Annotated in this window: 21 protein-coding genes and 1 tRNA gene; 12 read left to right on the top strand and 10 right to left on the bottom strand. The window is 63.3% G+C overall.

What is annotated here, in order from left to right; all coding sequences use genetic code 11:
- Positions 1-152: 152 nt before the first annotated feature.
- Positions 153-225, bottom strand: a tRNA-His gene (locus CPI83_RS09160).
- Between the two features lie 188 nt (positions 226-413).
- Between CPI83_RS09160 and CPI83_RS09155 the strand changes: the two genes are divergently transcribed.
- Positions 414-1,376, top strand: coding sequence for a pseudouridine synthase (locus CPI83_RS09155; RefSeq protein WP_097387117.1), 963 nt, complete (start codon positions 414-416; stop codon positions 1,374-1,376).
- Positions 1,377-1,392: 16 nt separating this feature from the next.
- Here CPI83_RS09155 and ychF read toward each other — a convergent pair whose 3' ends face one another.
- Both ychF and CPI83_RS09145 read right to left on the bottom strand, forming a co-directional pair.
- Entirely contained in the window at positions 1,393-2,472 is a 1,080-nt protein-coding gene (ychF, locus tag CPI83_RS09150) for a redox-regulated ATPase YchF (protein WP_019744568.1), read from the bottom strand.
- A 70-nt stretch (positions 2,473-2,542) separates the two neighbouring features.
- Positions 2,543-3,046, bottom strand: coding sequence for a CD225/dispanin family protein (locus CPI83_RS09145; RefSeq protein ID WP_020908510.1), 504 nt, complete (start codon positions 3,044-3,046; stop codon positions 2,543-2,545).
- 89 nt (positions 3,047-3,135) lie between these two features.
- On the opposite strand from CPI83_RS09145, the gene CPI83_RS09140 reads away from it, so the two are divergent.
- The 3 genes from CPI83_RS09140 to CPI83_RS09130 all read left to right on the top strand — a co-directional run bounded on the left by CPI83_RS09140 (position 3,136) and on the right by CPI83_RS09130 (position 7,310).
- A complete protein-coding gene (locus tag CPI83_RS09140) occupies positions 3,136-4,713 on the top strand; it encodes an FMN-binding glutamate synthase family protein (protein ID WP_024487321.1) in 1,578 nt (525 codons plus the stop codon).
- 111 nt (positions 4,714-4,824) lie between these two features.
- Positions 4,825-7,107: a carbon starvation CstA family protein gene (locus tag CPI83_RS09135; protein WP_019744571.1), complete on the top strand. Its 2,283-nt coding sequence runs from the start codon at positions 4,825-4,827 to the stop codon at positions 7,105-7,107.
- Between the two features lie 2 nt (positions 7,108-7,109).
- On the top strand, positions 7,110-7,310 hold the full coding sequence (locus tag CPI83_RS09130; RefSeq protein ID WP_019744572.1) for a YbdD/YjiX family protein: 201 nt from the start codon (positions 7,110-7,112) through the stop codon (positions 7,308-7,310).
- A gap of 6 nt (positions 7,311-7,316) precedes the next feature.
- Here CPI83_RS09130 and CPI83_RS09125 read toward each other — a convergent pair whose 3' ends face one another.
- Positions 7,317-7,721, bottom strand: a complete 405-nt coding sequence (locus CPI83_RS09125) for a hypothetical protein (protein WP_019744573.1) — start codon at positions 7,719-7,721, stop codon at positions 7,317-7,319.
- Positions 7,722-7,873: 152 nt separating this feature from the next.
- On the opposite strand from CPI83_RS09125, the gene CPI83_RS09120 reads away from it, so the two are divergent.
- Positions 7,874-9,067, top strand: a complete 1,194-nt coding sequence (locus tag CPI83_RS09120; RefSeq protein WP_003945249.1) for an AI-2E family transporter — start codon at positions 7,874-7,876, stop codon at positions 9,065-9,067.
- Here the strand turns inward: CPI83_RS09120 and CPI83_RS09115 are convergent, their stop codons facing one another.
- Both CPI83_RS09115 and CPI83_RS09110 read right to left on the bottom strand, forming a co-directional pair.
- Entirely contained in the window at positions 9,068-12,046 is a 2,979-nt protein-coding gene (locus CPI83_RS09115) for an SMC family ATPase (protein WP_097387116.1), read from the bottom strand. It abuts the gene before it with no gap.
- On the bottom strand, positions 12,043-13,218 hold the full coding sequence (locus tag CPI83_RS09110; RefSeq protein ID WP_020908513.1) for an exonuclease SbcCD subunit D: 1,176 nt from the start codon (positions 13,216-13,218) through the stop codon (positions 12,043-12,045). Before CPI83_RS09110 ends, CPI83_RS09115 begins: the two co-directional genes overlap by 4 nt.
- 217 nt (positions 13,219-13,435) lie before the next feature.
- On the opposite strand from CPI83_RS09110, the gene CPI83_RS09105 reads away from it, so the two are divergent.
- Positions 13,436-14,392 carry a DUF6542 domain-containing protein gene (locus tag CPI83_RS09105; RefSeq protein WP_097387115.1) on the top strand — a complete coding sequence of 319 codons (957 nt, stop codon included), beginning with the start codon at positions 13,436-13,438 and terminating at the stop codon, positions 14,390-14,392.
- Positions 14,393-14,459: 67 nt separating this feature from the next.
- Here the strand turns inward: CPI83_RS09105 and CPI83_RS09100 are convergent, their stop codons facing one another.
- Complete coding sequence (locus CPI83_RS09100; RefSeq protein ID WP_003945273.1) at positions 14,460-15,473, bottom strand: 4-hydroxy-3-methylbut-2-enyl diphosphate reductase; 1,014 nt, start codon at positions 15,471-15,473, stop codon at positions 14,460-14,462.
- A gap of 153 nt (positions 15,474-15,626) precedes the next feature.
- On the opposite strand from CPI83_RS09100, the gene CPI83_RS09095 reads away from it, so the two are divergent.
- The 3 genes from CPI83_RS09095 to CPI83_RS09085 are packed head-to-tail and all read left to right on the top strand — an operon-like array spanning position 15,627 to position 17,703.
- Positions 15,627-16,226: a lipid droplet-associated protein gene (locus tag CPI83_RS09095; RefSeq protein WP_030244398.1), complete on the top strand. Its 600-nt coding sequence runs from the start codon at positions 15,627-15,629 to the stop codon at positions 16,224-16,226.
- Positions 16,223-17,488 carry an exodeoxyribonuclease VII large subunit gene (xseA, locus tag CPI83_RS09090; RefSeq protein ID WP_003945258.1) on the top strand — a complete coding sequence of 422 codons (1,266 nt, stop codon included), beginning with the start codon at positions 16,223-16,225 and terminating at the stop codon, positions 17,486-17,488. The genes CPI83_RS09095 and xseA overlap by 4 nt, the downstream gene beginning before the upstream one ends.
- Entirely contained in the window at positions 17,485-17,703 is a 219-nt protein-coding gene (locus CPI83_RS09085; protein ID WP_003945276.1) for an exodeoxyribonuclease VII small subunit, read from the top strand. The genes xseA and CPI83_RS09085 overlap by 4 nt, the downstream gene beginning before the upstream one ends.
- Positions 17,704-17,724: 21 nt before the next feature.
- Here the strand turns inward: CPI83_RS09085 and CPI83_RS09080 are convergent, their stop codons facing one another.
- Entirely contained in the window at positions 17,725-18,294 is a 570-nt protein-coding gene (locus CPI83_RS09080; RefSeq protein ID WP_029255848.1) for a DUF4245 domain-containing protein, read from the bottom strand.
- A 180-nt stretch (positions 18,295-18,474) separates the two neighbouring features.
- Here CPI83_RS09080 and glpX point away from each other — a divergent pair, with 180 nt between their 5' ends.
- On the top strand, positions 18,475-19,509 hold the full coding sequence (gene glpX / locus CPI83_RS09075; RefSeq protein WP_019744581.1) for a class II fructose-bisphosphatase: 1,035 nt from the start codon (positions 18,475-18,477) through the stop codon (positions 19,507-19,509).
- Positions 19,510-19,610: 101 nt separating this feature from the next.
- Positions 19,611-21,014: a class II fumarate hydratase gene (locus tag CPI83_RS09070; RefSeq protein ID WP_019744582.1), complete on the top strand. Its 1,404-nt coding sequence runs from the start codon at positions 19,611-19,613 to the stop codon at positions 21,012-21,014.
- Between the two features lie 49 nt (positions 21,015-21,063).
- Here the strand turns inward: CPI83_RS09070 and CPI83_RS09065 are convergent, their stop codons facing one another.
- Positions 21,064-21,783 (bottom strand): NAD(P)-binding domain-containing protein, encoded by a 720-nt coding sequence (locus CPI83_RS09065; RefSeq protein WP_097387114.1) that lies wholly within the window; start codon positions 21,781-21,783, stop codon positions 21,064-21,066.
- Between the two features lie 59 nt (positions 21,784-21,842).
- Complete coding sequence (locus tag CPI83_RS09060; protein ID WP_020908518.1) at positions 21,843-22,298, bottom strand: nitroreductase family deazaflavin-dependent oxidoreductase; 456 nt, start codon at positions 22,296-22,298, stop codon at positions 21,843-21,845.
- 340 nt (positions 22,299-22,638) lie between these two features.
- On the opposite strand from CPI83_RS09060, the gene CPI83_RS09055 reads away from it, so the two are divergent.
- Positions 22,639-23,205 carry a TetR/AcrR family transcriptional regulator gene (locus tag CPI83_RS09055; RefSeq protein WP_003945239.1) on the top strand — a complete coding sequence of 189 codons (567 nt, stop codon included), beginning with the start codon at positions 22,639-22,641 and terminating at the stop codon, positions 23,203-23,205.
- The last annotated feature ends 25 nt before the right edge of the window (positions 23,206-23,230 follow it).

The raw sequence follows: 23,230 nt of genomic DNA, 5'->3' as shown, positions 1-23,230 counted from the left end.
AATACCTACTTGCCGACGCGGAAATGGCGGGTGACTGGAAAGCTGTTCGGCGATTCAGGGAATACCGGCTGAGGCTCGTTCGACAACTGTGCAGGCAAAGGGCTGCCGGCCTCTGCGCCTAGAGGCCCGACCTCAGCCGTATCTGAACTGAGTCCCTCTGGGCGGTTACGATCCGCCGTCGCCCGAGTCACAGTCGGGTGCTCTCACCAATTGAGCTACAGAAGGTATGGACCGCAGTGCTTTTCGACTGCGACCTTTCTCTGCCGAACCATACGGGCCCGCATCTCGCCTGCGCTACTGATTTTCCGACTCGCCGATCTCTGGTGATCACCGGTCCGAGTTGGTCCCCACGTCCCCGCGGGGACGTCTCCGGCAAGGCCGCACCGAATCACCGCTGACCAGCAGTCGATGGGATGATTACCTGTGTGTCCATGTCCCCACCGCTGCCCGTCAAGAACGGGGTTGGCCCGACGCGCCTACGCATCCCGCTCTCTGGGCCGTGGACGACGATCGCCGAGTACGTCGTAGCCAAGTTCGACCATCTGGACGCCGAAAACCTGTATCGGCGGTTCGACGACGGCGAGTTCGTGGGTATCGACGGCCAGTCGATCTGCCGGAGCACAGAACTCAGCGCGCACCGGTTCGTCTGGTACTACCGTGAGTTGCCGGCGGAGGACCCCGTGCCGTTCCACGAGGAGATCCTGCACGTCGACGACGATCTCGTCGTCATCGACAAGCCCCATTTTCTCCCGACCACCCCCAGCGGGCGCTACCTCCGCGAGTCGGCGCTCGTCCGACTGCGGGTCCGTCTCGACAACCCAGATCTGACCCCGATCCATAGACTCGACCGCGGCACCGCAGGGGTGGTGATGTTCTCGGCCCGCCCCGCGACGCGCGGCGCGTACCAGTCACTGTTCGAGAAGCGGCAGGTCACGAAGGTCTACGAGGCGGTGTCGGCGCGACCGTCCCGGTGGGGCCAGGATGCGCCAGCGCTCGACGTCCCTCTCGTTTACCGCAACCACATCGAAGCTCGACGCGGCGAGTTGCGGGTCGTCGTCGACGACAGCCGTGAACCCAACTCCGAGACCATGATCGAGGCGCGAGGGATGGGCGTGAGCGCCTCCGGACGTGCTGTGCTGCACACGGTTCTACGTCCGCAGTCCGGACGGATGCACCAGTTACGGGTGCATCTGGCAGCTCTCGGCGCCGGGATCCTGGGCGACCGGCGATACCCCGACCTGCTTCCCGACGCCCCGGACGATCATTCCCTCCCACTCCAATTGCTCGCGAGGGAACTCGAATTCACCGACCCGTTGACTGGGAGAGCGCGGCGGTTTGTGACACGTCGGACGCTCAGCGAGTTGCCCGTGGGGTGAGGACCAGAAGCCGGATTTAGACGTTGAAGCGGAACTCCACCACATCGCCGTCGGCCATGACGTATTCCTTGCCCTCCATGCGGACCTTGCCTGCAGCCTTGGCTGCGGCCATGGAACCGGCCTCGACGAGGTCGTCGAAGGACACGATTTCAGCCTTGATGAAGCCTCGCTCGAAGTCGGTGTGAATGACGCCAGCAGCCTGGGGCGCGGTGTCACCCTTGTGGATGGTCCAGGCGCGAGCTTCCTTCGGACCGGCCGTCAGGTAGGTCTGCAGTCCGAGGGTGTGGAAGCCGGTGCGCGCGAGAGCGTGCAGGCCCGGCTCGGTCTGACCGATCGAGTCGAGCATTTCCTGGCGGTCTTCCTCGTCGAGCTCGAGGAGTTCCTGCTCGACCTTCGCGTCGAGGAACACAGCGTCGGCCGGTGCGACGGATGCGCGCAATTCCGCAACCTTCGCTGCGTCGGTGAGCACAGACTCGTCGGCGTTGAAGACGTAAAGGAAGGGCTTGGTGGTGAGCAGGCTCAGTTCACGCAGCAGCGAGAAGTCGAGCTTGTCCTTGACACTGAAGAGCGTCGTGCCCTCGTTGAGGAAGGCCTGAGCCTTGAGTGCCTCGTCGTGGGCCGGCTTGAGCTCCTTGTTCTTGCGAGCTTCCTTGTCCAGACGCGGGAGAGCCTTCTCCAAGGTCTGCATGTCGGCGATCACGAGCTCGGTCTCGATGACCTCGATATCGGAGGCCGGGTCGACCTTGCCGTCGACGTGGATGACGTCGTCGTCGGCGAAGACGCGAACTACCTGGCAGATGGCGTCCGCTTCACGGATGTTGGCCAGGAACTTGTTACCAAGGCCTGCGCCCTCGGACGCGCCCTTCACGATTCCCGCGATGTCGACGAACGACACGGTCGCGGGGAGGATGCGCTCGGAGCCGAAGATCTCGGCGAGCTTCTGCAGCCGCGGATCGGGCAGCTCGACCAGGCCGACGTTGGGTTCGATGGTCGCGAACGGGTAGTTCGCTGCCAACACGTCGTTGTTGGTCAGTGCATTGAAAAGGGTGGACTTGCCGACGTTGGGCAGTCCGACGATTCCGAGGGTAAGGCTCACGGTCTGTGGATTCTACGGCCTCGCAGCGACGTGACGGGTACTCGCCCCACCGTCACGTCGCGGCAGGTGATCAGTTGTAGGTATACGAATCGACGGACGACACGATCGCAACCAGGAAGATGACGTAGAACGCGATGAACAGCACCCAGCAGATGACGGCTATGAGGAGCGAGATCTGCCCGAGCTTCTTCACGCGCTCGGACGCGTACTGTGCGCCCTGGTGATCGCCCATCGCCCACTTCGGGTAGATGTCGTGGAGATGGTTGAACGCGGCGAACGCGATAGGCCAGAAGAACAGGATCGACGCGACGGCCCATCCCGCGTTGGACTTCGGCGGACCGTACTGGGGCGCCGCGTACGTGGGTGCGGCGCTGTACTGCTGGGTCGCGCTGTACTGCTGACCGGTCGGATACTGCTGTCCGGCTGAGTACTGCGGGTCGGTCGGGTACTGCTGGCCCGTCGGATACTCCTGGCCTGCTGAATATTGCTGACCGGCTGAATACTGCTGGCCCGCCGGATACTGCTGCTCCTTCGGATCCTGCGGGTCGGTCGGATATTGCGGTTCGGTCATCATTCCCCCAAAGAGTCGGATTCGGTTCTCTATCGCAGAACCTAGTGGAGACTTACCGCTGCCGTGTCACAGTGGGCGCCTACGCTCTCGAGGTGACTCGGATGCTGATCGTGCTCTTGATATGGATAGTGGGTCTCGGCACCGCCGCGCTCGCAATTGTCGCCTCGCCCGGATGGTGGGTGATCGCTGTCGTCACTCTCGCGCTGGCGGCGATGGGCACCTACGACCTCACTCAGAAGTCCCACAGCATCCTCCGTAACTATCCGGTCCTGGGGCACGCGCGATTCCTCCTCGAGAAGATTCGACCGGAGATCCAGCAGTACTTCGTCGAATCATCCACCGATGGAATGCCATTCGATCGCGAAACGCGAGATCTGGTTTACGAGCGCGCAAAGGGAACACTGGCGGAAGAGCCCTTCGGGACCGAGCGCGACGTCAATGCGATCGGCTACGAGTTCATGACGCATTCGATTCGCGCACGGACCGCCCCCGACACCGTTCCGCGAGTTCGCCTCGGCGGACGCGATTGCACGAAGCCGTACGACATCGCTCTATTGAACGTCTCCGCGATGAGCTTTGGGTCGTTGTCCGCCAACGCAATCGAGGCCCTCAACGCCGGCGCCGCCAAAGGCGGCTTCGCCCACGACACCGGCGAAGGCGCGATCAGTCCGTATCACCGCAAACACGGCGGCGATCTGATCTGGGAAATTGCCTCGGGATACTTCGGATGCCGAACCGAGGACGGCCGATTCGATCCTGACCGGTTTGCCGAGCGTGCCGGCCTCGATCAGGTGAAGGCCATTTCGATCAAGCTCTCGCAAGGTGCGAAACCCGGGTTGGGTGGCGTGCTTCCCGGAGTCAAGGTCTCACCCGAAATCGCCGAAACCCGCGGGGTACCCGTCGGCCAGACCGTGATTTCGCCACCCGCGCACACCGCGTTCAGCACTCCGGTCGAACTGGTCGATTTCATCGCGACCCTGCGAAAACTGTCGGGAGGCAAGCCGGTCGGGATGAAACTGTGCGTCGGCTCGCGTCGTGAATTCCTCGGAATCTGCAAGGCGATGATCGAACGCGGCATCACGCCCGACTTCATCATCGTGGACGGTTCCGAAGGCGGCACCGGCGCAGGTCCGGTGGAATTCGAGGACCACATGGGCATGCCGTTGACCGAAGGCCTGATGCTCGTGCACAACGCCTTGGTGGGAACCGGTCTGCGCGCTCTCGTGAAAGTCGGCGCTTCCGGAAAGGTGGCGAGCGGTTCCGACATCGTCAAACGCATCATCCAAGGCGCAGACTTCACGATGGCTGCCCGCGCAATGATGTTCGCAGTGGGCTGCATTCAGGCCCAGATGTGCCACACAAACCGCTGCCCGGTCGGCGTTGCCACTCAGGATCCGGCACGCACCCGCGCACTCGACATCCCCGACAAGAGCGAGCGCGTCTACCGCTTCCAGAAGGCAACTGTCGCCAGCGCACAACAGATGATCGCGTCGATGGGCATCGATTCGTTCGACCAACTGCAACCGGGAATGCTCAACCGCCGCGTCGACGGTCTCACCACGCGTACCTATGCCGACCTGTTCGACTGGCTGATGCCGGGCGAACTGCTCGACTCCCCGCCGCAGAGCTGGCTCACCGATTGGATCGACGCCGACGCTCACCGATTCTGACGCCGGTCGACTCCCGCGCCACAGATCGCGCGGATTCACCCGTCTGGTCCTACAGTGACAGATGGCCCGCTGTGACGGCGGCCACACTGCACTAGTGGACGGAGTTCGACGATGAGCTTGACGACTGCGCCGGAACCAAATGTCGAGTACCTGAAAACCGATCCTGACCTGCCACCTGTCGGCGTCATCGACAAAACACCCATTTCCACCACTGCGCGCGTCGTCTTCCTCGTTCTCGGACTGGTCGGCGCGGGCTCCTGGTACATGATTGCGATCGTCCGCGGTGAACACATCAGCGCCGTGTGGTTCGTGTTGGCCGCAATCTGTACCTATCTGATCGCCTACCGCTTCTATGCGCGGTTGATCGAACGCAAGATCGTCAAGCCCCGCGACGACGTCGCAACTCCCGCCGAAATCATGGAGAACGGCGCCGACTACATGCCGACCGACCGTCGGGTGCTGTTCGGTCACCACTTCGCGGCAATCGCCGGTGCCGGTCCCCTGGTCGGACCCGTCCTGGCCGCGCAGATGGGATATCTTCCGGGAACGATCTGGATCATCGTCGGCGTGGTGTTCGCCGGGGCGGTGCAGGACTTCATGGTCCTGTGGATCTCGTCGAAGCGCCGCGGGCGCAGCCTCGGTCAGATGGCCCGCGAAGAACTCGGCCTCGTCGGCGGCGTCGCCGCATTGATCGGCGTGTTCGTCATCATGATCATCCTCATCGCGGTGCTCGGACTTGTGGTCGTCAATGCGCTCGCCGAGTCCCCGTGGGGTGTGTTCTCGATCGCGATGACCATCCCCATCGCCCTGTTCATGGGCGTGTACCTGCGGTATCTGCGGCCGGGCAAGGTTTCCGAAGTCTCCCTGATCGGCGTCGTCCTACTCCTCCTGGCCATCGTCTCCGGTGGTTGGGTAGCCGATACCGGTTGGGGCGCAGACTGGTTCACACTCTCGAAGGTCACCATTGCGTGGCTGATGATCGCGTACGGATTCGCCGCTTCGGTGCTGCCGGTCTGGCTGCTCCTGGCACCGCGCGACTACTTGTCGACGTTCATGAAGGTCGGCACCATCGCATTGCTGGCCATCGGAATTCTGGTCGCACGACCCGCGCTGAACATGCCTGCAGTAACGCCGTTCGCCTCCAACGGCGAAGGCCCGGCCTTTGCCGGTTCATTGTTCCCGTTCCTATTCATCACCATTGCCTGTGGCGCACTCTCGGGCTTCCACGCGCTGATCGCGTCCGGCACGACGCCGAAGCTGCTGGAGAAGGAAAGCCAGACCAAGATGATCGGGTACGGCGGCATGCTGACCGAATCGTTTGTCGCGATCATGGCTCTGGTCACCGCCTGCATCCTCGATCAGCACCTGTACTTCGCACTCAATGCTCCCGCGGCGCTGACCGGTGGAACACCGGAAACCGCAGCCGAATACGTCAACAATCTGCCCCTCGGCACCGCCCCCATCACACCGGACGTGCTGACGCAGGCAGCCGAAGCCGTCGGGGAAGAATCGATCATCTCGAGAACCGGCGGCGCCCCGACGCTCGCGTTCGGCATGTCCGAAGTGCTCAGCGACGTCTTCGGCGGCGACTCGCTGAAATCGTTCTGGTACCACTTCGCGATCATGTTCGAGGCTCTCTTCATCCTCACCACGATCGATGCCGGCACTCGCGTCGCTCGATTCATGCTCTCGGACTCGCTCGGCAACTTCGGCGGTCCGGCAAAGAAGTTCAAGGACCCGTCGTGGCGCATCGGTGCGTGGCTGTGCTCGCTGATCGTGGTCGCTGCGTGGGGCGCGATCCTGCTCATGGGTGTCACCGATCCACTCGGCGGAATCAACACGCTCTTCCCGCTCTTCGGCATCGCCAACCAACTTCTGGCCGCGATCGCACTGACGGTGGTCATGACGATCGTCATGAAGAAGGGCCTGTTCAAATGGGCCTGGATCCCCGGCGTGCCATTGGTGTGGGACCTGGTCGTGACTATGACCGCGTCGTACCAGAAGATCTTCTCCGACAACCCCGCGATCGGTTACTGGGCTCAGCACAACGTGTTCAAGGATGCGAAGGCAGCAGGTGAGACGGCGCACGGTTCTGCGAAGACTCCAGAGGCCATCGATGCCGTCATCCGCAACACTTTCATTCAGGGCACGCTCTCGATCATCTTCGCGTCTCTGGTGATCGTCGTGGTCATCGCCGGGATCATCGTATGTGCCAAGGCAATCCGGGCCGGTGGGCTGCCGACCACCGAGTCCCCGGAGGAACCGTCGAAGATCTTCGGTCCCGCAAGCTTCATTCCGACGCCCGCGGAGAAGGAAATCCAGAAGGAATGGGACGAGCTCATCAAAGCCGGGAAAGTCCGGGCACCCGGCGCCGCGCACGGAGGTGGGCACTGACCATGACCATGACGGCAAAACTCACCACAGCGTTCCGCGGAACGCTGTGGTGGGTTCGCTCGGTGATGGGCGATCTCGACTATCAGCGCTACGTCGAGCACACCCGACGCCACCACGCCGACTCACCGGTGATCAGCGAACGAGAGTTCTGGCGCCGCCGGCATGCAGCAGCCGACGCCAACCCGGGCGCCCGCTGCTGCTGAATCCGGTCAGGGGCAGGTGGCCTTCGCGAGTTCGTAAATGTGGCCGGCCTGCTCGTCGGTGGGCTTGTTGCCGTTGTTCTCGGCCAGGTCGGTGATCTTGGACTTGACCTCCGCCTCGTCCGTGCCGTTGGCGACCTCGGTGCACGTGGTCGTCAAGATCTCCTCGATGTCTGCGTCGTCGCGGTTCTCCGCCAATGGTGCGTAAGCCCCACGGAAGGTGGCGACGAACAACGCCGTCTTGCCCTGGTCGATGGCGTTGCCCGCTGACTGCTTCGCCGTCTCGAGCGCCTGTTGCCCGCTCGTGACTGCCTCGCTGATCTTGTTCTGCGCGTTGTCCTGATCCTCGGTGCTACACGCGGTGAGCCCGAGAACGACGATTGCTGCTGCCCCGACTGCTGCTGCGATTCTCATGACGGAAATGTTAGTCCGCCTGGCATGCTTCAAAACACAGTATTGAAGCGCAACACACGAGTTATCGCATGCAGTCGTTACGATCAGCTCAGCTAGATCACCGGATTCTCACATCGGCGAGGAGATCCCTGCGCCGACGGAAAGGACGATCAGTGAGCGAGCAAGACAAGGGGACGTCCGCAGGGGTGCGAAAGCGCGACCGCGGCGAGATCATCGGGCAAGGGGGTATGTGGCTCGCAAAGTGGTCGTTGGTGTTGGCATCGATTTCGCTGGGCGCCTGGATTTTCGGTTGGCTGATCGAAAAGCTCTGGGTCATCATCCTGCCGGTGGCTCTGGCAATCGTCGTTGCGACAGTCATGTGGCCGCCGACCCGCGGAATGATCAAGCGCGGTATGCCACCGGCCGCGGCAGCCGGCATCACCCTGGTCCTCTCGATCGGAATCTTGGCCGGTGTGATCGCAGGCATCGTTCCGTCAGTGGTCAGCCAGGCCCCCGAGCTCGCGAACAAGACCACCGAGGGCATCAATCAGGTTCAGGACTGGCTCCAGGGTCCGCCACTGAATCTGAAGGACGACCAGATCGACAACGCAGTCCATGCCGTCATCACGAAGGTGCAGGAAAGTGGAACCGCCATCGCTTCAGGCGTTTTCAGCGGTGTGAGCACGGCGAGCTCGTTGTTGGTCACGCTCGGTTTGGTCCTGATTCTCGCCTTCTTCTTCATCAAGGACGGACCGAGGTTCATCCCCTGGCTGCACGCTGTCGGCGGCGGCCGCGCCGGTCGGCATCTCGAAGAGGTCCTCACCCGCATGTGGGACACGCTCGGCGGATTCATCAGGACTCAAGCACTGGTGAGCCTGATCGACGCGGTCTTCATCGGCGCCGGATTGCTCATCCTCGGGGTCCCGCTGGCACCGGTGCTGGCAATTCTGACGTTCATCGGTGGATTCATCCCGATCGTCGGTGCGTTTGTCGCCGGCGCCCTGGCCGTGTTGGTTGCGTTGGTGGCAAACGGCCTCACCACCGCCATCATCGTCCTGATCATCATCCTGGCCGTTCAGCAGATCGAAGGAAATGTCCTTCAGCCTGTGCTGCAGAGCAAGTCGATGAAACTCCACGCCGTCATCGTGCTGCTTGCCGTGGCCGCCGGTAGCTCGCTGTACGGCATCGTCGGCGCCTTCCTCGCAGTGCCCGTCGCCGCTGTTGCAGCAGTTGTCATCCGCTACATCGGAGAGCAGATCGACGAACGCGCAAGCGACAACGAGCCGATGCCCGCCGGCGATGCCTCGGACATCCTCGAAGATCAAGACGACGACGCCGAGTCAGAGGTAGAGAACAAAAAGGCCTGATCAGCCCGCGATCACCTTCACCGAGGAGCCTGCACGTCCGCGAATGACGTGCAGGCGACTCGGGATTCGCTGCCTCATCTCGTCCACGTGACTGACGATGCCCACCACTCGTCCTCCGTCGCGAAGCTCGTCCAACACAGCCATCACCGAGTCGAGGGTGTCGGCGTCGAGGGTGCCGAATCCTTCGTCGATGAACATCGTGTCGAGAACGATTCCGCCGGACTCCGCCGCAACCACATCGGCGAGTCCGAGCGCCAAAGACAATGACGCCAAGAACGATTCACCGCCCGAGAGCGTCTTCGCCGAGCGAACGACGCCCGTGAAGTCGTCCCGGATGTCGAGTCCCAGACCGCCGCGGCGACCCCGAGATCCTGCCTCGTCACTGTGTACGAACTCGTACCGTCCCCCGGACATCCGCTGCAGACGAACCGATGCCGACACGGCGATCTCTTCCAACCGCGAAGCGAGCACATACGCTCGCAGCGACATCTTGCGACTGTTCTGACCTTTACCGGCGATCACGTCTGCGAGGGCAGCGAGTTCGTCGTGCAGTTCACGCTCAGGTGCAACCGCCTCGTAGGCCTTCTCGAGTTGTCCGCTGAACCGTTCGAGATCCGACACACGGTTCTCGGCCAGGGAAGCGGCCGCAACAGCGGAGTTCACCACCTCGGCGCACTGAAGCGCGAGGCCGCGAGGTCCGTCCACGTCGACGGTCTCGACTTCACCCACCGCAACAACTTCGGGGTCGTCGAGGACAGTCCGGGCGGCAACCTCGAGGTCACGCGCCTTGGCGAGTTCCGTTTCGATCGCCGCGATTCGGGCAGGCGCTCTCACCCCTCCGATCGCAGCCTCGACCGAATCGAATCCGGCAGCGGCCGCCGCAGCGGCCAGTTTGGCCGACAGTTCCGCCGATCGGGCCTGCGCACGAACGGCGTCGTCGCGCATTTCGGACGCCGCCGTGGCAGCGGAGGCAAGGCCTTCGAACCGTGAGCGCCGAGCAGCGATGGTCGAATCTTCTCCCACCGCAGCAACGATCGCCGCTCGAATCTGCTCGACCGTCGCTGACAGAGTCGTCCTACGCTCGGCAAGTGCCGCCAATTCGGCTGTCAGAGAAGCGGATTCCTGTTGTAGTTCGGTGTCACGCCCATTGAGTTGCGCAAGTTTTTGTGCCAGCACTCCAACCTGACCGGCAGAGTGTGTCGCCTCGTCGACGGCGTTCCGTGCCTCGGCGCGGAGCCTGTCGAGTTCTTCGGAATCGCCGTCTCCGCCGCGCGCGATCACCCGGTCGATGTCACGTTCGACGGCTACCTGGCGATCGGCCACCTTGCTGAGGGCTTTCTCGGCCGCACGCTCGGCCGCTGACGCGGCTTCCAGATCGGGTTCGGTGACCGTGACGACATCCGACTGAGCCAGCGCAGGGTGTTCACGCGAACCACACACCTGGCATGGGTCACCGGGCGCGAGTGAACTCGCCAACTCCGCCGCCATGCCCTCGATACGCTTTTGCACGAGGTCGAGCCAGCGCCCGCGAGCACTCTGATGGGCGTCGCGCGCATCCAACACCTGCACACGAATCTTCTCGGCTTGTGCACGCAGAGAAACGATTTCATGGGCCGCTGTCGCAGCATCCGACGCTTTTACGAGTGCAGCCTCGAGGCCAGGCAGAGCCGCGTGAGCGCGTTGCGCATCCTCCAGTCGTTGGCCGGCCGAGCGCACCAGTTCTGGCAGTTGTGTGCGTTCAACCGCGATGGCATCGATGCGCTCGGACAGAGTGTCTCGCCGAACTCCGAGTTTCTCGATCTCGGCTTCTGCCGCATCGGCTCGGCGAGCGTCCTCCGCCATTGCGTCCAGGCGAACGATCTCGTCACGCCAGGTCCGGATCCGAGCTACGACGCGTTGACGCTCATCGTCGGTGGGTGGCCACACCTCCGGCACGAAAATCTCCGGACCGTCGAGTGCGGAGTAGGTCGACATCGCTGTGGTCATCGATTCGAGTGCGGCAGCGAGATGCAAGCCGGCAGCGTCCACATCGCCGGCGACAGCGGCCACCGGTAGTGCACGCTTGGCGGTCTCGAGTTCGGCGCCGATCACAGCTCTTTGGGAGGCGCCCGTATTGAATGCTGCGAGTTCAGCGGTCGCACGATTACGGCGAGCTACCAGATCTGCGGTTCGCTGCGCCGCCGACAGAACCCGATTAGCCTCGGCTGCTGCATCTTTCGCGGTCACCAGCTCCGCGAGACTTGCATCGCGGGTGTCCTGAGCCTCGGCGAGGAGTTTGCGCGACCATTCCAGTGGGTGTGCCTCGGCGCCCACCTCGAGTCCCGCAGCTGTCTCGACCTTCGCGAGCAGCAGCCGCACGGATTGCTCCCTGGCCGCGAGCGCGGTCGCACTTGCCTTTCGCTTGGCGTCGAACCATGCCTCGACGGAGACGAACCGTTTGGTGTCGAACAGACGCTCGAGCAGTTTGCCTCGCTCGTCGCTCTCGGCACGCAAGAATTTGGCGAACTCACCCTGCGGCAAGAGCACCACCTGGAAGAACTGATCAGCGCTCATGCCCATGAGGCGGTTGATCTCGTCACCGATGTCAGGGATGCGCGAAAGGTTTTCGCCGCGGCCGTCCAACCACGTCAGTGTGGCCTTTGCATTCTCTGTGATCGAACCGGTGCCACGCTTCTTCGGGCGCGAATACTCTGGACTACGAACAAGTTTGATTCTGCGACCACTGATGGTCGCTTCGAGTTCCACGCGCGGCACCGAACCGGCAGGCGCATGATCGGACAGTAGCCGTTTGCCCTCGTTGCGCGCACCCGGAACCCGCCCGTACAGGGCAAAGGAAACCGCGTCGAGGATCGTGGTCTTGCCTGCACCGGTGTCGCCGTGCAGAAGGAACAGCCCGTCTGCACCCAATCGGTCGAAGTCGACCTCGACAGTGTCGGCAAAGGGCCCGAAAGAGCTGACTTCGAGTTTGTGAAGCCTCACGCGGTTTCACTCAGTTCTACCGTGGACTCCTCGGCGCGCGCGGCAGCGCTGAGCGCTTCGGCCATCAACGTGACCTCCCGCTCGGACGGGTCACTACGCACGGCCGAGACAAAGCCACGGGCGATCTCCATGTCGGTTCGACCCCGTACCGCGTCGCGATACTTGAGATCCGATTGTCCTTCCGGCCTTTGCCATTCGAGGTGAACGGCAAAGGGGAAACGTGCCTGGAGCTGCCTCATGGCATCGACGGGACGAACCGGATCAGTGAGCAAAGCGGAGACGTAGCACTGCTCGGAATCGGCGTACTTCGACTCGGTGAGAAGTTCCTCGAGAGTTCCCGTCACCTGGCTCAGCCCTCGAATCACCGGAAGATCGAGGCGCTGCACCGACGACAGACCGGCTGCGTCGAGTTCGATCAAAAGAGCAGCCTTGCGGTGGCTGCGCTCACCGAACGAATACGGCAACGGTGAACCTGAGTAGCGAACGCTCTCCGAGAGCATCTGGGGCGAATGCAGATGCCCCAGCGCAACGTAGTCGACACCGGCAAACTCGCCCACTGCGACAGTCTCCACTCCGCCGACCGAAATGGAGCGTTCCGATTCGGACGCCTCACCGCCCACGACAAAGGCATGCGCGAGCAGTACCGACCGAGTCGACGGATCGGTAGCTGTTCGTTCGGCGAGGTCTCGCCGAACACGCGACATTGCCGCACCGAGGATGTCGGAATGAGTACGAGCCCGGGGCACGTCCAACTCGACGCGCGTGATCTCCGGCTCGAGATACGGAATCCCGTAAAACGCGACAGGTCCGAATTGATCACTGAGCATCACCGGAGTACCGATCTGGCCGACTCGGGTGATCAAATGCAATCCGCCGGCAGCTGCAAAGGACGCCCCGGCACCGAGCCGCACCGCAGAATCGTGGTTGCCGGACGTGGCGACGATGACCGCTCCGGCCGCCCGGATTGCCTCGAAGCCTCGATTGCACACCGTGACCGCGTCGGAACTGGGAATTGAGCGGTCGTAGATGTCACCGGGCACGACCACGACGTCAACACCGTGTTCGCGGACGGAATCTGCGATGGAACCGAGCACACTAGCCTGATCGGCCAACAGATCGACGCCGTGAAACGTGCGACCTATGTGCCAATCGGAGGTGTGCAGAATCTTCATGAATCCGACGGTAGAGCAGCCCACCGACACTGCCGATCTCCCACGCTGACGGCTTCGACGGTGTGCCCCAACCCACGAACGTCCGGTGACCCTGCACACAATCCGTCCGGTTCGTTTGGCGAAGAACCCGAAACCATCGCGCCATCGCGCCGATAAATGCGCCAGCCACGACCCGCACAAACACGGCCGACAACGCAAGAACCGCTAATGTCGTTATGTGTCTGCAACCCAACGTGCTCGCTCCGGGGTACCGCTGGACAAGCGATCGCTCATCGTGACCGTCCCCGGCCTGCCCTGGTGGGGAGTGATCCTGCTTGCTGCCGGTGTCACCGCCGTCGGCGTACTGATCGATGCAACCGGAGGCGGCGGCGAGCTCACCGCGGTGTTCTCGACGTTCTACTTCCTGGGCTGTCTCTTCGCTGTGGTTGCCGCTTCGAACAAGGCTCTTTTCACCGCGATGGCCCAACCTCCGTTGCTGCTCTTCGCTGCGGTGCCGATCGGGCACACGCTCATCGGCAAGGACAACAGCACCGCACTGCGCGACATCGCGATCAACATCGCGTACCCGTTGGTCAACCGCTTTCCGATCATGTTGGCCGCAACCGTCGTCGTGCTGATAATCGGCGGTTTCCGGTACTTCCTGCTCAATCAGCGTCCCACCGGGCCTGCGCGCTCGACCCGCTCCCGCCGCTCGGCGACCGCCACTCGAGACTCCTCTGCGGCTGCCACGCGAGAACAATCCGCACCCGAGACCGGGCGTCGCCGCAGAGTCTCGGACGCGCCCGTCCCCGGGCCCCCGCGTCGCCGCGCCCCCGAGGTGGACGAACAGCCCGCTTACCGAAGCGCTCCCCGGCGCGAACCGATCGAAGACGATCGCCCGCTGCCGCCCCGGAGAAGCCCACTGCCACCCAGGGTCGATCGCACGCACCAACCGCCTACGCGTCGCCCTCAGCCGGACAGCAGACCGACAGCAGACGACGACTACCCGTCGTACGGTCGCCGCCGGGCGCCCGAGCCCAGTCCGTCGCCCAGGCGTGAGGAGCGGATGGAGCCCTTCTTCGCTTCGGGTGACGACGTATCGCCGCCGCTGTCCCCTCGGCGCCGCCCACCCGGAGTCGATCTTCCGGCGTATCCGCCGCCGCGAGTTCGGTACCGCGATCGCGAAGAGCCCTGACAGACGAGCCCAGCAGCAAAAAATGCGGGGCACCTTCCAGATGGAAGGTGCCCCGCATTTTCTTGTTCTAGGACGTGCGCGCTGCTCGCAATTCACGGGGAAGAGCGAACACCAAGGTCTCGTTGGCTGTGGTGACGGGCTGAACGTCGTTGTATCCGTGCTCGGCAAGAAGTTCGATCACGCCGCGCACGAGCACCTCGGGCACTGATGCGCCCGATGTGATGCCGACGGTCTGGACACCCTCGAGCCACGCGAGATCGACCTCACGGGCGTAGTCGACCAGGTACGACGCGGCAGCGCCCGCCCCGAGTGCGACCTCGACGAGGCGAACCGAGTTGGACGAGTTCCGCGAACCCACCACGATCACGAGATCGCACTCGGGGGCCATCGCCTTGACCGCGACCTGACGGTTCTGCGTGGCGTAGCAGATGTCGTCGGACGGCGGGTCCTGCAGATTGGGGAAACGCTCACGCAGGCGCGCGACAGTCTGCATCGTCTCGTCGACGCTCAGTGTGGTCTGGGAAAGCCAGATGACCTTCGACTCGTCACGAACCGTGACCGCGTCGACCGAATCCGGGCCGTCGACGATGGTGACGTGATCGGGAGCCTCACCTGCGGTGCCCTCGACCTCCTCGTGGCCTTCGTGGCCGATGAGGAGAATGTCGTAATCGTCGCGAGCGAATCGCTTTGCTTCCTGGTGCACCTTCGTGACCAGGGGGCACGTAGCGTCGATCGTGCGCAGGTTCCGCTCGGCGGCCGAGTCGTGGACGGCCGGAGACACACCGTGCGCTGAGAACACGAGGAGTGATCCTTCCGGAACCTCGTCGGTTTCGTCGACGAAGATCACGCCTTGATCTTCGAGCGTCTCGACGACGTGGCGATTGTGGACGATCTCCTTACGCACGTAGATGGGTGCGCCGTGCTTCTCGAGCGCCTTCTCGACGGTCTCGACCGCGCGGTCGACGCCGGCGCAGTAGCCGCGAGGCTCGGCGAGGAGCACGCGCTTGGCGCTGCCCTTGCGGGTGGACGGCGAATCAGCCGAGTGCGCGATACCGAGATTGAGAGGAACAGCCGAAGACATGTGACCAGCCTACTGGCACCTCGAACGTGAGACACTCCGGCAAACGTGAACACCTCGGTTTCGGGCTCCGATCGAAGGTTCCGAAGTAAACGAGTACGGCCGTCACAGGCAAGTCGGCTACCGATTGTCGGAGCTTTGCGGCAAGCTGTGGGAATGATCCGACCACCGTTCGTGGCGCGCGTTGCCGCGGGACTCGCCGTCACCGCGATGGAAGAGGCAAAGAAGTTGCCCACCACCGCTGTCGCCCTGCCGATGACCGCCGTGAGCCAGATGCTGCAGACAAGCATGCGCGTGCAGCAGTCGATCACCTCGTTGGCGATCAAGGGCGATCAGGCATTTGCACTGATCAACTGGTCTTCCGAGGACGAACAGCCCGAGTGGGCGGTCTTCGACGAGGACGCCGACGCTCCCGCAGACTCGGCGTCGACCACCGGCGCGACCACCGCTGACACCCCGACCAACGCCGGACGCTTCGCGCTCTACTCGCTCGAGCCGACTGCCCCCATCGAGGAGCCCGCACCCGGCGCCGAGTCCGAATCCGCGGCAGCTACGACGGACGGACCTGCCGAAGAGCCCGAGATCGTCACCGAACTCGACTACCCCAACCTCACACTCGCACAGCTCCGTGCGCGTATCCGGACGCTCAGCATCGACGAGCTGACCGCCGTCCTGGACTACGAGAATGCGACGCTCGCCCGCGCACCGTTCCAGACCATGCTCACCAACCGCATCACCACAGCCAAGGCAAAGTGACTTCCGCAACGCCCCCCGCTTCATCGCAGCGATCGTCCGGCGCCAGCAGCGCTGAGCAGCCGTGGCCGGTCCGCACGGTTTCCGCCAAGGTCGCCGGCTGGATCGATCGACTCGGCAGCATCTGGGTCGAAGGTCAGATCACACAGATCAATGCACGCCCCGGTACCCGAACGGCCTTTCTCGTTCTGCGTGATCCGTCGGCAGACATGTCGCTGTCGATCACATGCTCACCACAGTTGTTGCACAACTCTCCGGTGCCGTTGACCGAGGGCTCGCGTGTCGTGATGTTCGGCAAGCTCTCGTTCTACACCGGACGCGGAACGGTGTCGTTGCGTGTCACCGAGATTCGCGCCGTGGGTATCGGTGAGCTGCTGGCCCGCATCGAGAGACTGCGCGCCTTGCTCGCCGCGGAGGGCTTGTTCGATCCGAGACTCAAACGGCCTCTTCCGTTTCTGCCCGGCACGATCGGCCTGATCACGGGCCGAGCCAGCGCGGCCGAAAAGGATGTCGTCTCGGTCGCCCACCGTCGTTGGCCCGCAGTGGCTATCGCGGTGCGTAACACCGCGGTGCAGGGCCCGACTGCTGTTCCCCAGATCATCGAAGCGCTGAAGGAACTCGACGCCAACCCGGTAGTCGACGTCATCATCCTGGCTCGCGGCGGCGGTAGCGTCGAGGATCTTCTGCCGTTCTCCGACGAAGCGCTGTGCCGCGCCATCGTGGCCTGCACGACGCCGATCGTCAGTGCCATCGGCCACGAGCCGGACAGCCCGCTCAGTGACCACGTCGCCGACCTGCGCGCAGCCACACCCACCGACGCGGCCAAGCGCGTCGTACCCGACGCGGTTGCGGAAGCTGCTCTGGTTGCCGATCTTCGTGACCGCAGCGCTGCGGCACTGCGCAGCTGGGTCAAGCGTGAGTCTCACCTGATCGAACAGTTGCGCACTCGACCGGTCATGGCATCACCACTGCTCGCGGTGGACCGTCGCGCCGAAGAGGTCGAAAGGCTCCAGGCCGCCGGGCGACGCGATGTGACTCGGTTGATCGACTCCGAGTCCCGAACGATCGAGCATCTGCGCGCCCGGCTCACCACTCTCGGCCCCGCCGCGACGCTGGCCCGCGGGTACGCAGTCGTGCAACGTGTTGTCGCCGACGGCGATCCGGAGGTTCTGCGCTCGGTCGAGGACGCGCCACCCGGAACCCAGATTCGAGTTCGACTTGCAGACGGCGCCGTTCGCGCCGCAGTGATGGGAAGAGAAAAATGAGCAACGCCACCGACACCGACATCAACGAACTCGGCTACGAAGCAGCCCGCGACGAATTGGTGAGCGTCGTGAAGATTCTCGAACAGGGCGGCCTGGACCTCGACGCGTCACTCTCACTGTGGGAGCGAGGCGAAGCGTTGGCCAAGCGCTGTGAAGAGCATTTGGCCGGCGCCAGGGCTCGCGTCGAAAAGGCTCTGGCCGAAGCGGACGAGTAACGTCCGCTCCGACCGGAAATCCTATGGCGTGATCGGCTGCGCTGCGCCGACCTTCTCGGCAAGAATCCGGAACTCGTCCGGCGTCGCCGCGCCCGTGAGCAACAGGCGAACATCCCCGACGTCCGTGACCCAGATCGACTCGACACCTTCGCCGCCGAAGACGTTCCACGTATCGGCACCGACGGTCTCGACTCCGGTCGCGAATCGCTGTCCACCGGCAACGTGTGACACCAACGGGAATTCCTCGGCGTTGCTCTGTGTCAGCTGAATGTAGCGACCACTGGTCGTGATGAATCCCACAGTGCTCGAATCTCCACCACCGTCGCCGGAGATGATTTTGCGACTGCCGGAGTTCGGGGTCCACCCGTCCGGAACACCGGGATTACGGATGGGAAATCCGAGTTCCTTCGCGTCGTAGTTCAGAGCTGCGTCCACGTCGACGCTCGGGATAGGCCCCTGCGTCGGGCCGCCAGGACTAAATGTGCACTGGCTGGCGATGCCCGCAATGATGATGCAGAACAGCACCAACGGTACGAGTGACCAGACCATGTCTTTGTTGTCTTCGAGAATGCGGGGTTTCTTCGATGCCACACCCCCAGTATCCAGGTACTGCGCAGTAGATACGATTCCCGGTCCCCTTCGAGCGAGACAAAACGTCGCAGCAGCGACCCGACAGCGCACGTAGCCGCTCCCATCTGGGACAATGACGCCTGAAGAAACCACTGCGTCGACACACCCCGTCGACCGCGACCGCGCCAGGAGGCACCGCACATGACGGCCAGCAGCACTCATCGTGAGACCCCGGACCGTAACCTCGCACTCGAATTGGTCCGAGTCACCGAAGCCGGTGCTATGGCTGCCGGCCGCTGGGTAGGCCGCGGCGACAAGGAAGGCGGCGACGGAGCAGCCGTCGACGCTATGCGTCAGCTCGTCTCCTCCGTCTCGATGCGCGGCATCGTCGTCATCGGTGAGGGCGAGAAGGACGAAGCGCCGATGCTGTTCAACGGCGAAGAGGTCGGAAACGGCGACGGTCCAGACTGTGACTTCGCCGTCGACCCGGTCGACGGCACCACCTTGATGTCCAAGGGCATGCCCAACGCGATCTCCGTTCTGGCTGTTGCCGAGCGCGGCGCGATGTTCGATCCGTCGGCCGTGTTCTACATGGAGAAGATCGCTGTCGGACCGGACGCTGCAGATGTCATCGACATCAGCGCACCGATCGCCGAGAACATCAAGCGCGTCGCCAAGGTCAAGAAGGCGTCGGTCTCCGACATCACGATCTGCATCCTGGACCGCCCGCGTCACAACCAGCTGATCCAGGACGTGCGCGACACCGGCGCCCGTATCCGTCTGATCTCCGACGGTGACGTTGCCGGCGCCATCGCCGCAGCGCGTCCCGAGTCCGGCACCGACATGCTCGTCGGCATCGGCGGAACGCCTGAGGGCATCATCGCCGCAGCAGCCATGCGCTGCATGGGTGGATCGCTGCAGGGCAAGCTCGCACCCACCGACGACGAAGAGCGCCAGAAGGCCATCGACGCCGGTCATGATCTCGATCGGATCCTGACCACCGAAGATCTCGTCTCCGGCGAGAACGTCTTCTTCTGCGCCACGGGCGTCACCGATGGTGACCTGCTGCGCGGTGTCCGCTACTACGGCGGCGGCGCCAGCACGCAGTCCATCGTGATGCGTAGCAAGTCCGGCACCGTTCGCATGATCGACGCGTACCACCGTCTCGAGAAGCTGCGTGAGTACAGCTCCGTCGACTTCGACGGCGAAGAGGGCGCGGTTCCCCCGACGTTCTGATCGGCTCCGCCCCGTGAGCGGTTAGGGAGTCCCTGCACTCCTTAACCGCTCACGGGGGACGTAGTCCCCTACCCGCCCTCCAAAAGTGGCAATGTGGAGCCATGACGGAGAGCAACGATCAACAGTTCCGAATCGAACACGACACCATGGGCGAAGTTCGGGTGCCCATCGACGCGCTGTGGCGGGCACAGACCCAGCGTGCAGTCGAGAACTTCCCGATCAGCGGGCGCCCACTCGAGCGCACCCAGATCCGCGCAATGGGCTTGCTGAAAGCAGCGTGTGCGCAGGTCAACAAGGACCTCGGACTGCTCGACGCGGACAAGGCCGACGCAATCATCGCCGCCGCGAACGAGATCGCCGAAGGCAAGCACGACGATCAGTTCCCCATCGACGTCTTCCAGACCGGCTCGGGAACCAGCTCGAACATGAACGCCAACGAGGTCATCGCGTCCATCGCGAAGGCCGCGGGCGTGGACGTACACCCCAATGATCACGTCAACATGTCGCAGTCCTCCAACGACACCTTCCCCACCGCCACGCACGTCGCCGCTACCGAAGCAGCGGTCACCGATCTTGTTCCGGCACTGGAACATCTGCATGCTGCGCTTGCCACGAAGGCGTCCGAGTGGAAGACCGTCGTCAAATCCGGACGCACCCACCTGATGGACGCTGTGCCGGTCACGCTCGGTCAGGAGTTCGGCGGTTACGCACGTCAGATCGAGGCCGGCATCGAGCGCGTCAACGCAACACTCCCCCGCCTCGGCGAGTTGCCGATCGGCGGAACAGCAGTCGGCACCGGTCTCAATGCTCCGGATGGATTCGGCCCCAAAGTTGTTGCCGAGCTGGTCAAGTCGACAGGCGTCGACGCGCTGACTCCGGCGAAGAACAGCTTCGAAGCACAGGCCGCGCGTGACGGACTGGTCGAGGCGTCGGGCGCGCTGCGGACCATCGCAGTCTCACTGACGAAGATTGCCAACGACATTCGGTGGATGGGATCGGGTCCGCTGACCGGACTCGGCGAGATCGCACTCCCCGATCTGCAGCCGGGTAGCTCGATCATGCCCGGCAAGGTGAACCCGGTCCTGCCCGAGGCAACCACTCAGGTTGCGGCTCAGGTGATCGGAAACGACGCCGCCATCGCGTGGGGCGGCGCTGCCGGAGCGTTCGAACTCAACGTCTACATCCCGGTCATGGCACGCAACCTGCTGGAGTCGTTCACCTTGCTGGCCAACGTCTCTCGACTGTTCGCCGACAAGTGTGTCAGCGGACTGGTCGCGCACGAGGAGCACCTCAAGACACTCGCCGAATCGTCACCGTCGATCGTGACGCCCCTCAACTCGGCGATCGGTTACGAGGAAGCCGCGGCCGTCGCGAAGCAGGCGCTCAAAGAGAAGAAGACGATCCGCCAGGTCGTCATCGAGCGCGGACTCGTCCCGGACAAGCTGAGCGAGGAAGAACTCGACAAGCGTCTCGACGTTCTGGCGATGGCGAAGGTCAAGGACTGAACAAACAACAGAGTGGCGGTTTCCACTTCGGAAACCGCCACTCTTTTCCCTACACCGTAGTGTTTGCGCGCCATTCGTCGGTGCGATCGGGGCTCGCCTCGGCCAATGCCTTCAACGTCGCTTCACGATCGAAGTCCTTGCCGTACACCGGAGTTCCCGGCTGCTGACGCCAGGAATCGTCGATCGTTCCCGCATCGACAGGATCGAAGCCCAACTGATTGATCAGATCGAACACGACCTGCTTGTTCGCGTCGTCGTCGCCGGCGATGGGTAGCGCAATGCGCCCCTCTGCACCTTCGGGAAGCCCCTTCTCGAGGAGATGCTTCCACCAGATTCCGTTGAACGCCTTGAATACCGGTACACCCAGGCGCTCCTGCACCCATCCGCTTTCGGTCTGTCCGTCCTCGATGGCCGAGATCAGACCGTCACGCTGTTGCGGGTAGTAGTTGTTGGTCTCGATGACCGGGGCACCGGCGACCGCACCGCTGAGGATCCCCGCCGGTAGATCGACCACGTTTTTCTGCGGGATGCTCACGATGACCAGCTCGGCGCCCTCGGCGGCCTCGGTGCTGCGGACTGCCTTAGCGCCCGTCTCCGCTTCCAGTTCTGCAAGGGTGTCCGGTGTCCGCGAGTTCGAGACGCGCACGTCGTGACCGAGCGCAGCGAGCCTACGTGTGAGCGTGCCACCGATCTGACCGGCTCCGATGATTCCGATGCGCATGACCCTGCTCCTTCGTCGTGTGCAGTGGCGATCGCGCCACCGCTGCATTCGTCAACGACGAGAACGCACCGGGTCATTCCGTACCGACTACTTCAACTCCCGTTGATTCAATCGGTCGACGGATCGAGTTCGAGCCTGATGCGAACACTGACCGGATCGGTCTGCAATCCGCGAAAGGCAGAGGCCGTCAGCGCCGATCTGAACTTCCCCGACGTGAATGTCTTCACCCGCGCCGGGACGTCGTCGTCCGGCATGATCTGGGCTTGTCCGTCCACCCACTCGCCGCGGCGACGGATCCGAACCTTCGGCGTCGCAGAGATATTGGCGCCCCAGCCCCTGTCGATGCCGTGCTGCGCGATGACCCACGCCTCGTCGCCGTCGTAGGTGATCGCAACGGGCACTCGGCGGGTCAGACCGGTTCGGCGTCCAACCGTCTCGATCTCGGTCATCAACGACGGCATCAAACCGATCCGATTCAATCCGGTGACCAGCGGATTGGCGAAATACTTCCCGACTGCGACTTCGATTCTTCGTTTTCGTGCAACTGACGTCGGTACCGGCATGCCGTTTCCTCTCCTCCGGAGCTGGCGCTCGAAGCAACAGCTCTATACCGCACGATATAACCACTGATCCGGGAGTTTTGCCACCATGAATATCGATCAATACCCACTACCTGCACACAACACTTGACTGTGTCTGTCAGTTACATCTAGTCTCAGATTCGTTCCTATACCGATCGACATACTGGGAGGCAGTGATGAACACACCTCGAGACACCTCGTTGCCATGACCGGCCCGCAGACGCGTTGTCCGATCGCCGCAGCGCGTCGCAAGTGGGGAGTACCAAGAGAATCAGCGGCACCAGATGAATCGAACAGCTCTGCGATTGCATACGATGGCGGGATGGCCGACTCCGATTCCCGCACTCTGATGCTGGTCGGCGCCATCAATGCCTTCCGTGAACACGGGATCGCGACGACCTCGCTCACCGAGATCGTCGAACGCTCGGGAGCTCCCCGCGGGTCGGTGTACCACTACTTTCCCGAAGGCAAAGGACAGCTGGCCGGCGAAGCAGTTGCCTACTTCGGCCGAGGCGTCAGCGCCGCCATCAGTTCGATGATCGCTCAGTCTTCCCCACCGGAGATCATCGACGCGGTTGTCACAATATTTCGAAACAGCTTGGTAGAGAGCGATTTCACCTCCTCCTGTCCGGTCGCAGCCGCGGCGGTGGAGGGCGCGTCGACGCCGGCGGCATTAACTGCTGCGGGCGAATCCTTCACCTCGTGGGAATCGCTTCTCACATCGTTCTTCTGGCAGCAGGGACAGCCGTCCGAGACTGCAGCACAGTGGGCAACCGTCGTGATCGCGTCGATCGAAGGCGCGACTCTGATGGCAAAAGCTCAGCACACCACCGCGCCTCTCGATCGGATCGGCGCGCACCTCAAGGCTCTGGTCTCGGCCCCGAGCTGACCAACCCCTCTACTTCCAACCGCTG

It is taken from the genome of Rhodococcus sp. H-CA8f (genome assembly GCF_002501585.1).
Lineage (GTDB): Bacteria > Actinomycetota > Actinomycetes > Mycobacteriales > Mycobacteriaceae > Rhodococcus_F > Rhodococcus_F erythropolis.
The sequence above is the reverse complement of the archived record's forward strand: the minus strand, read 5'-3'. Positions and strand labels throughout refer to the sequence as shown.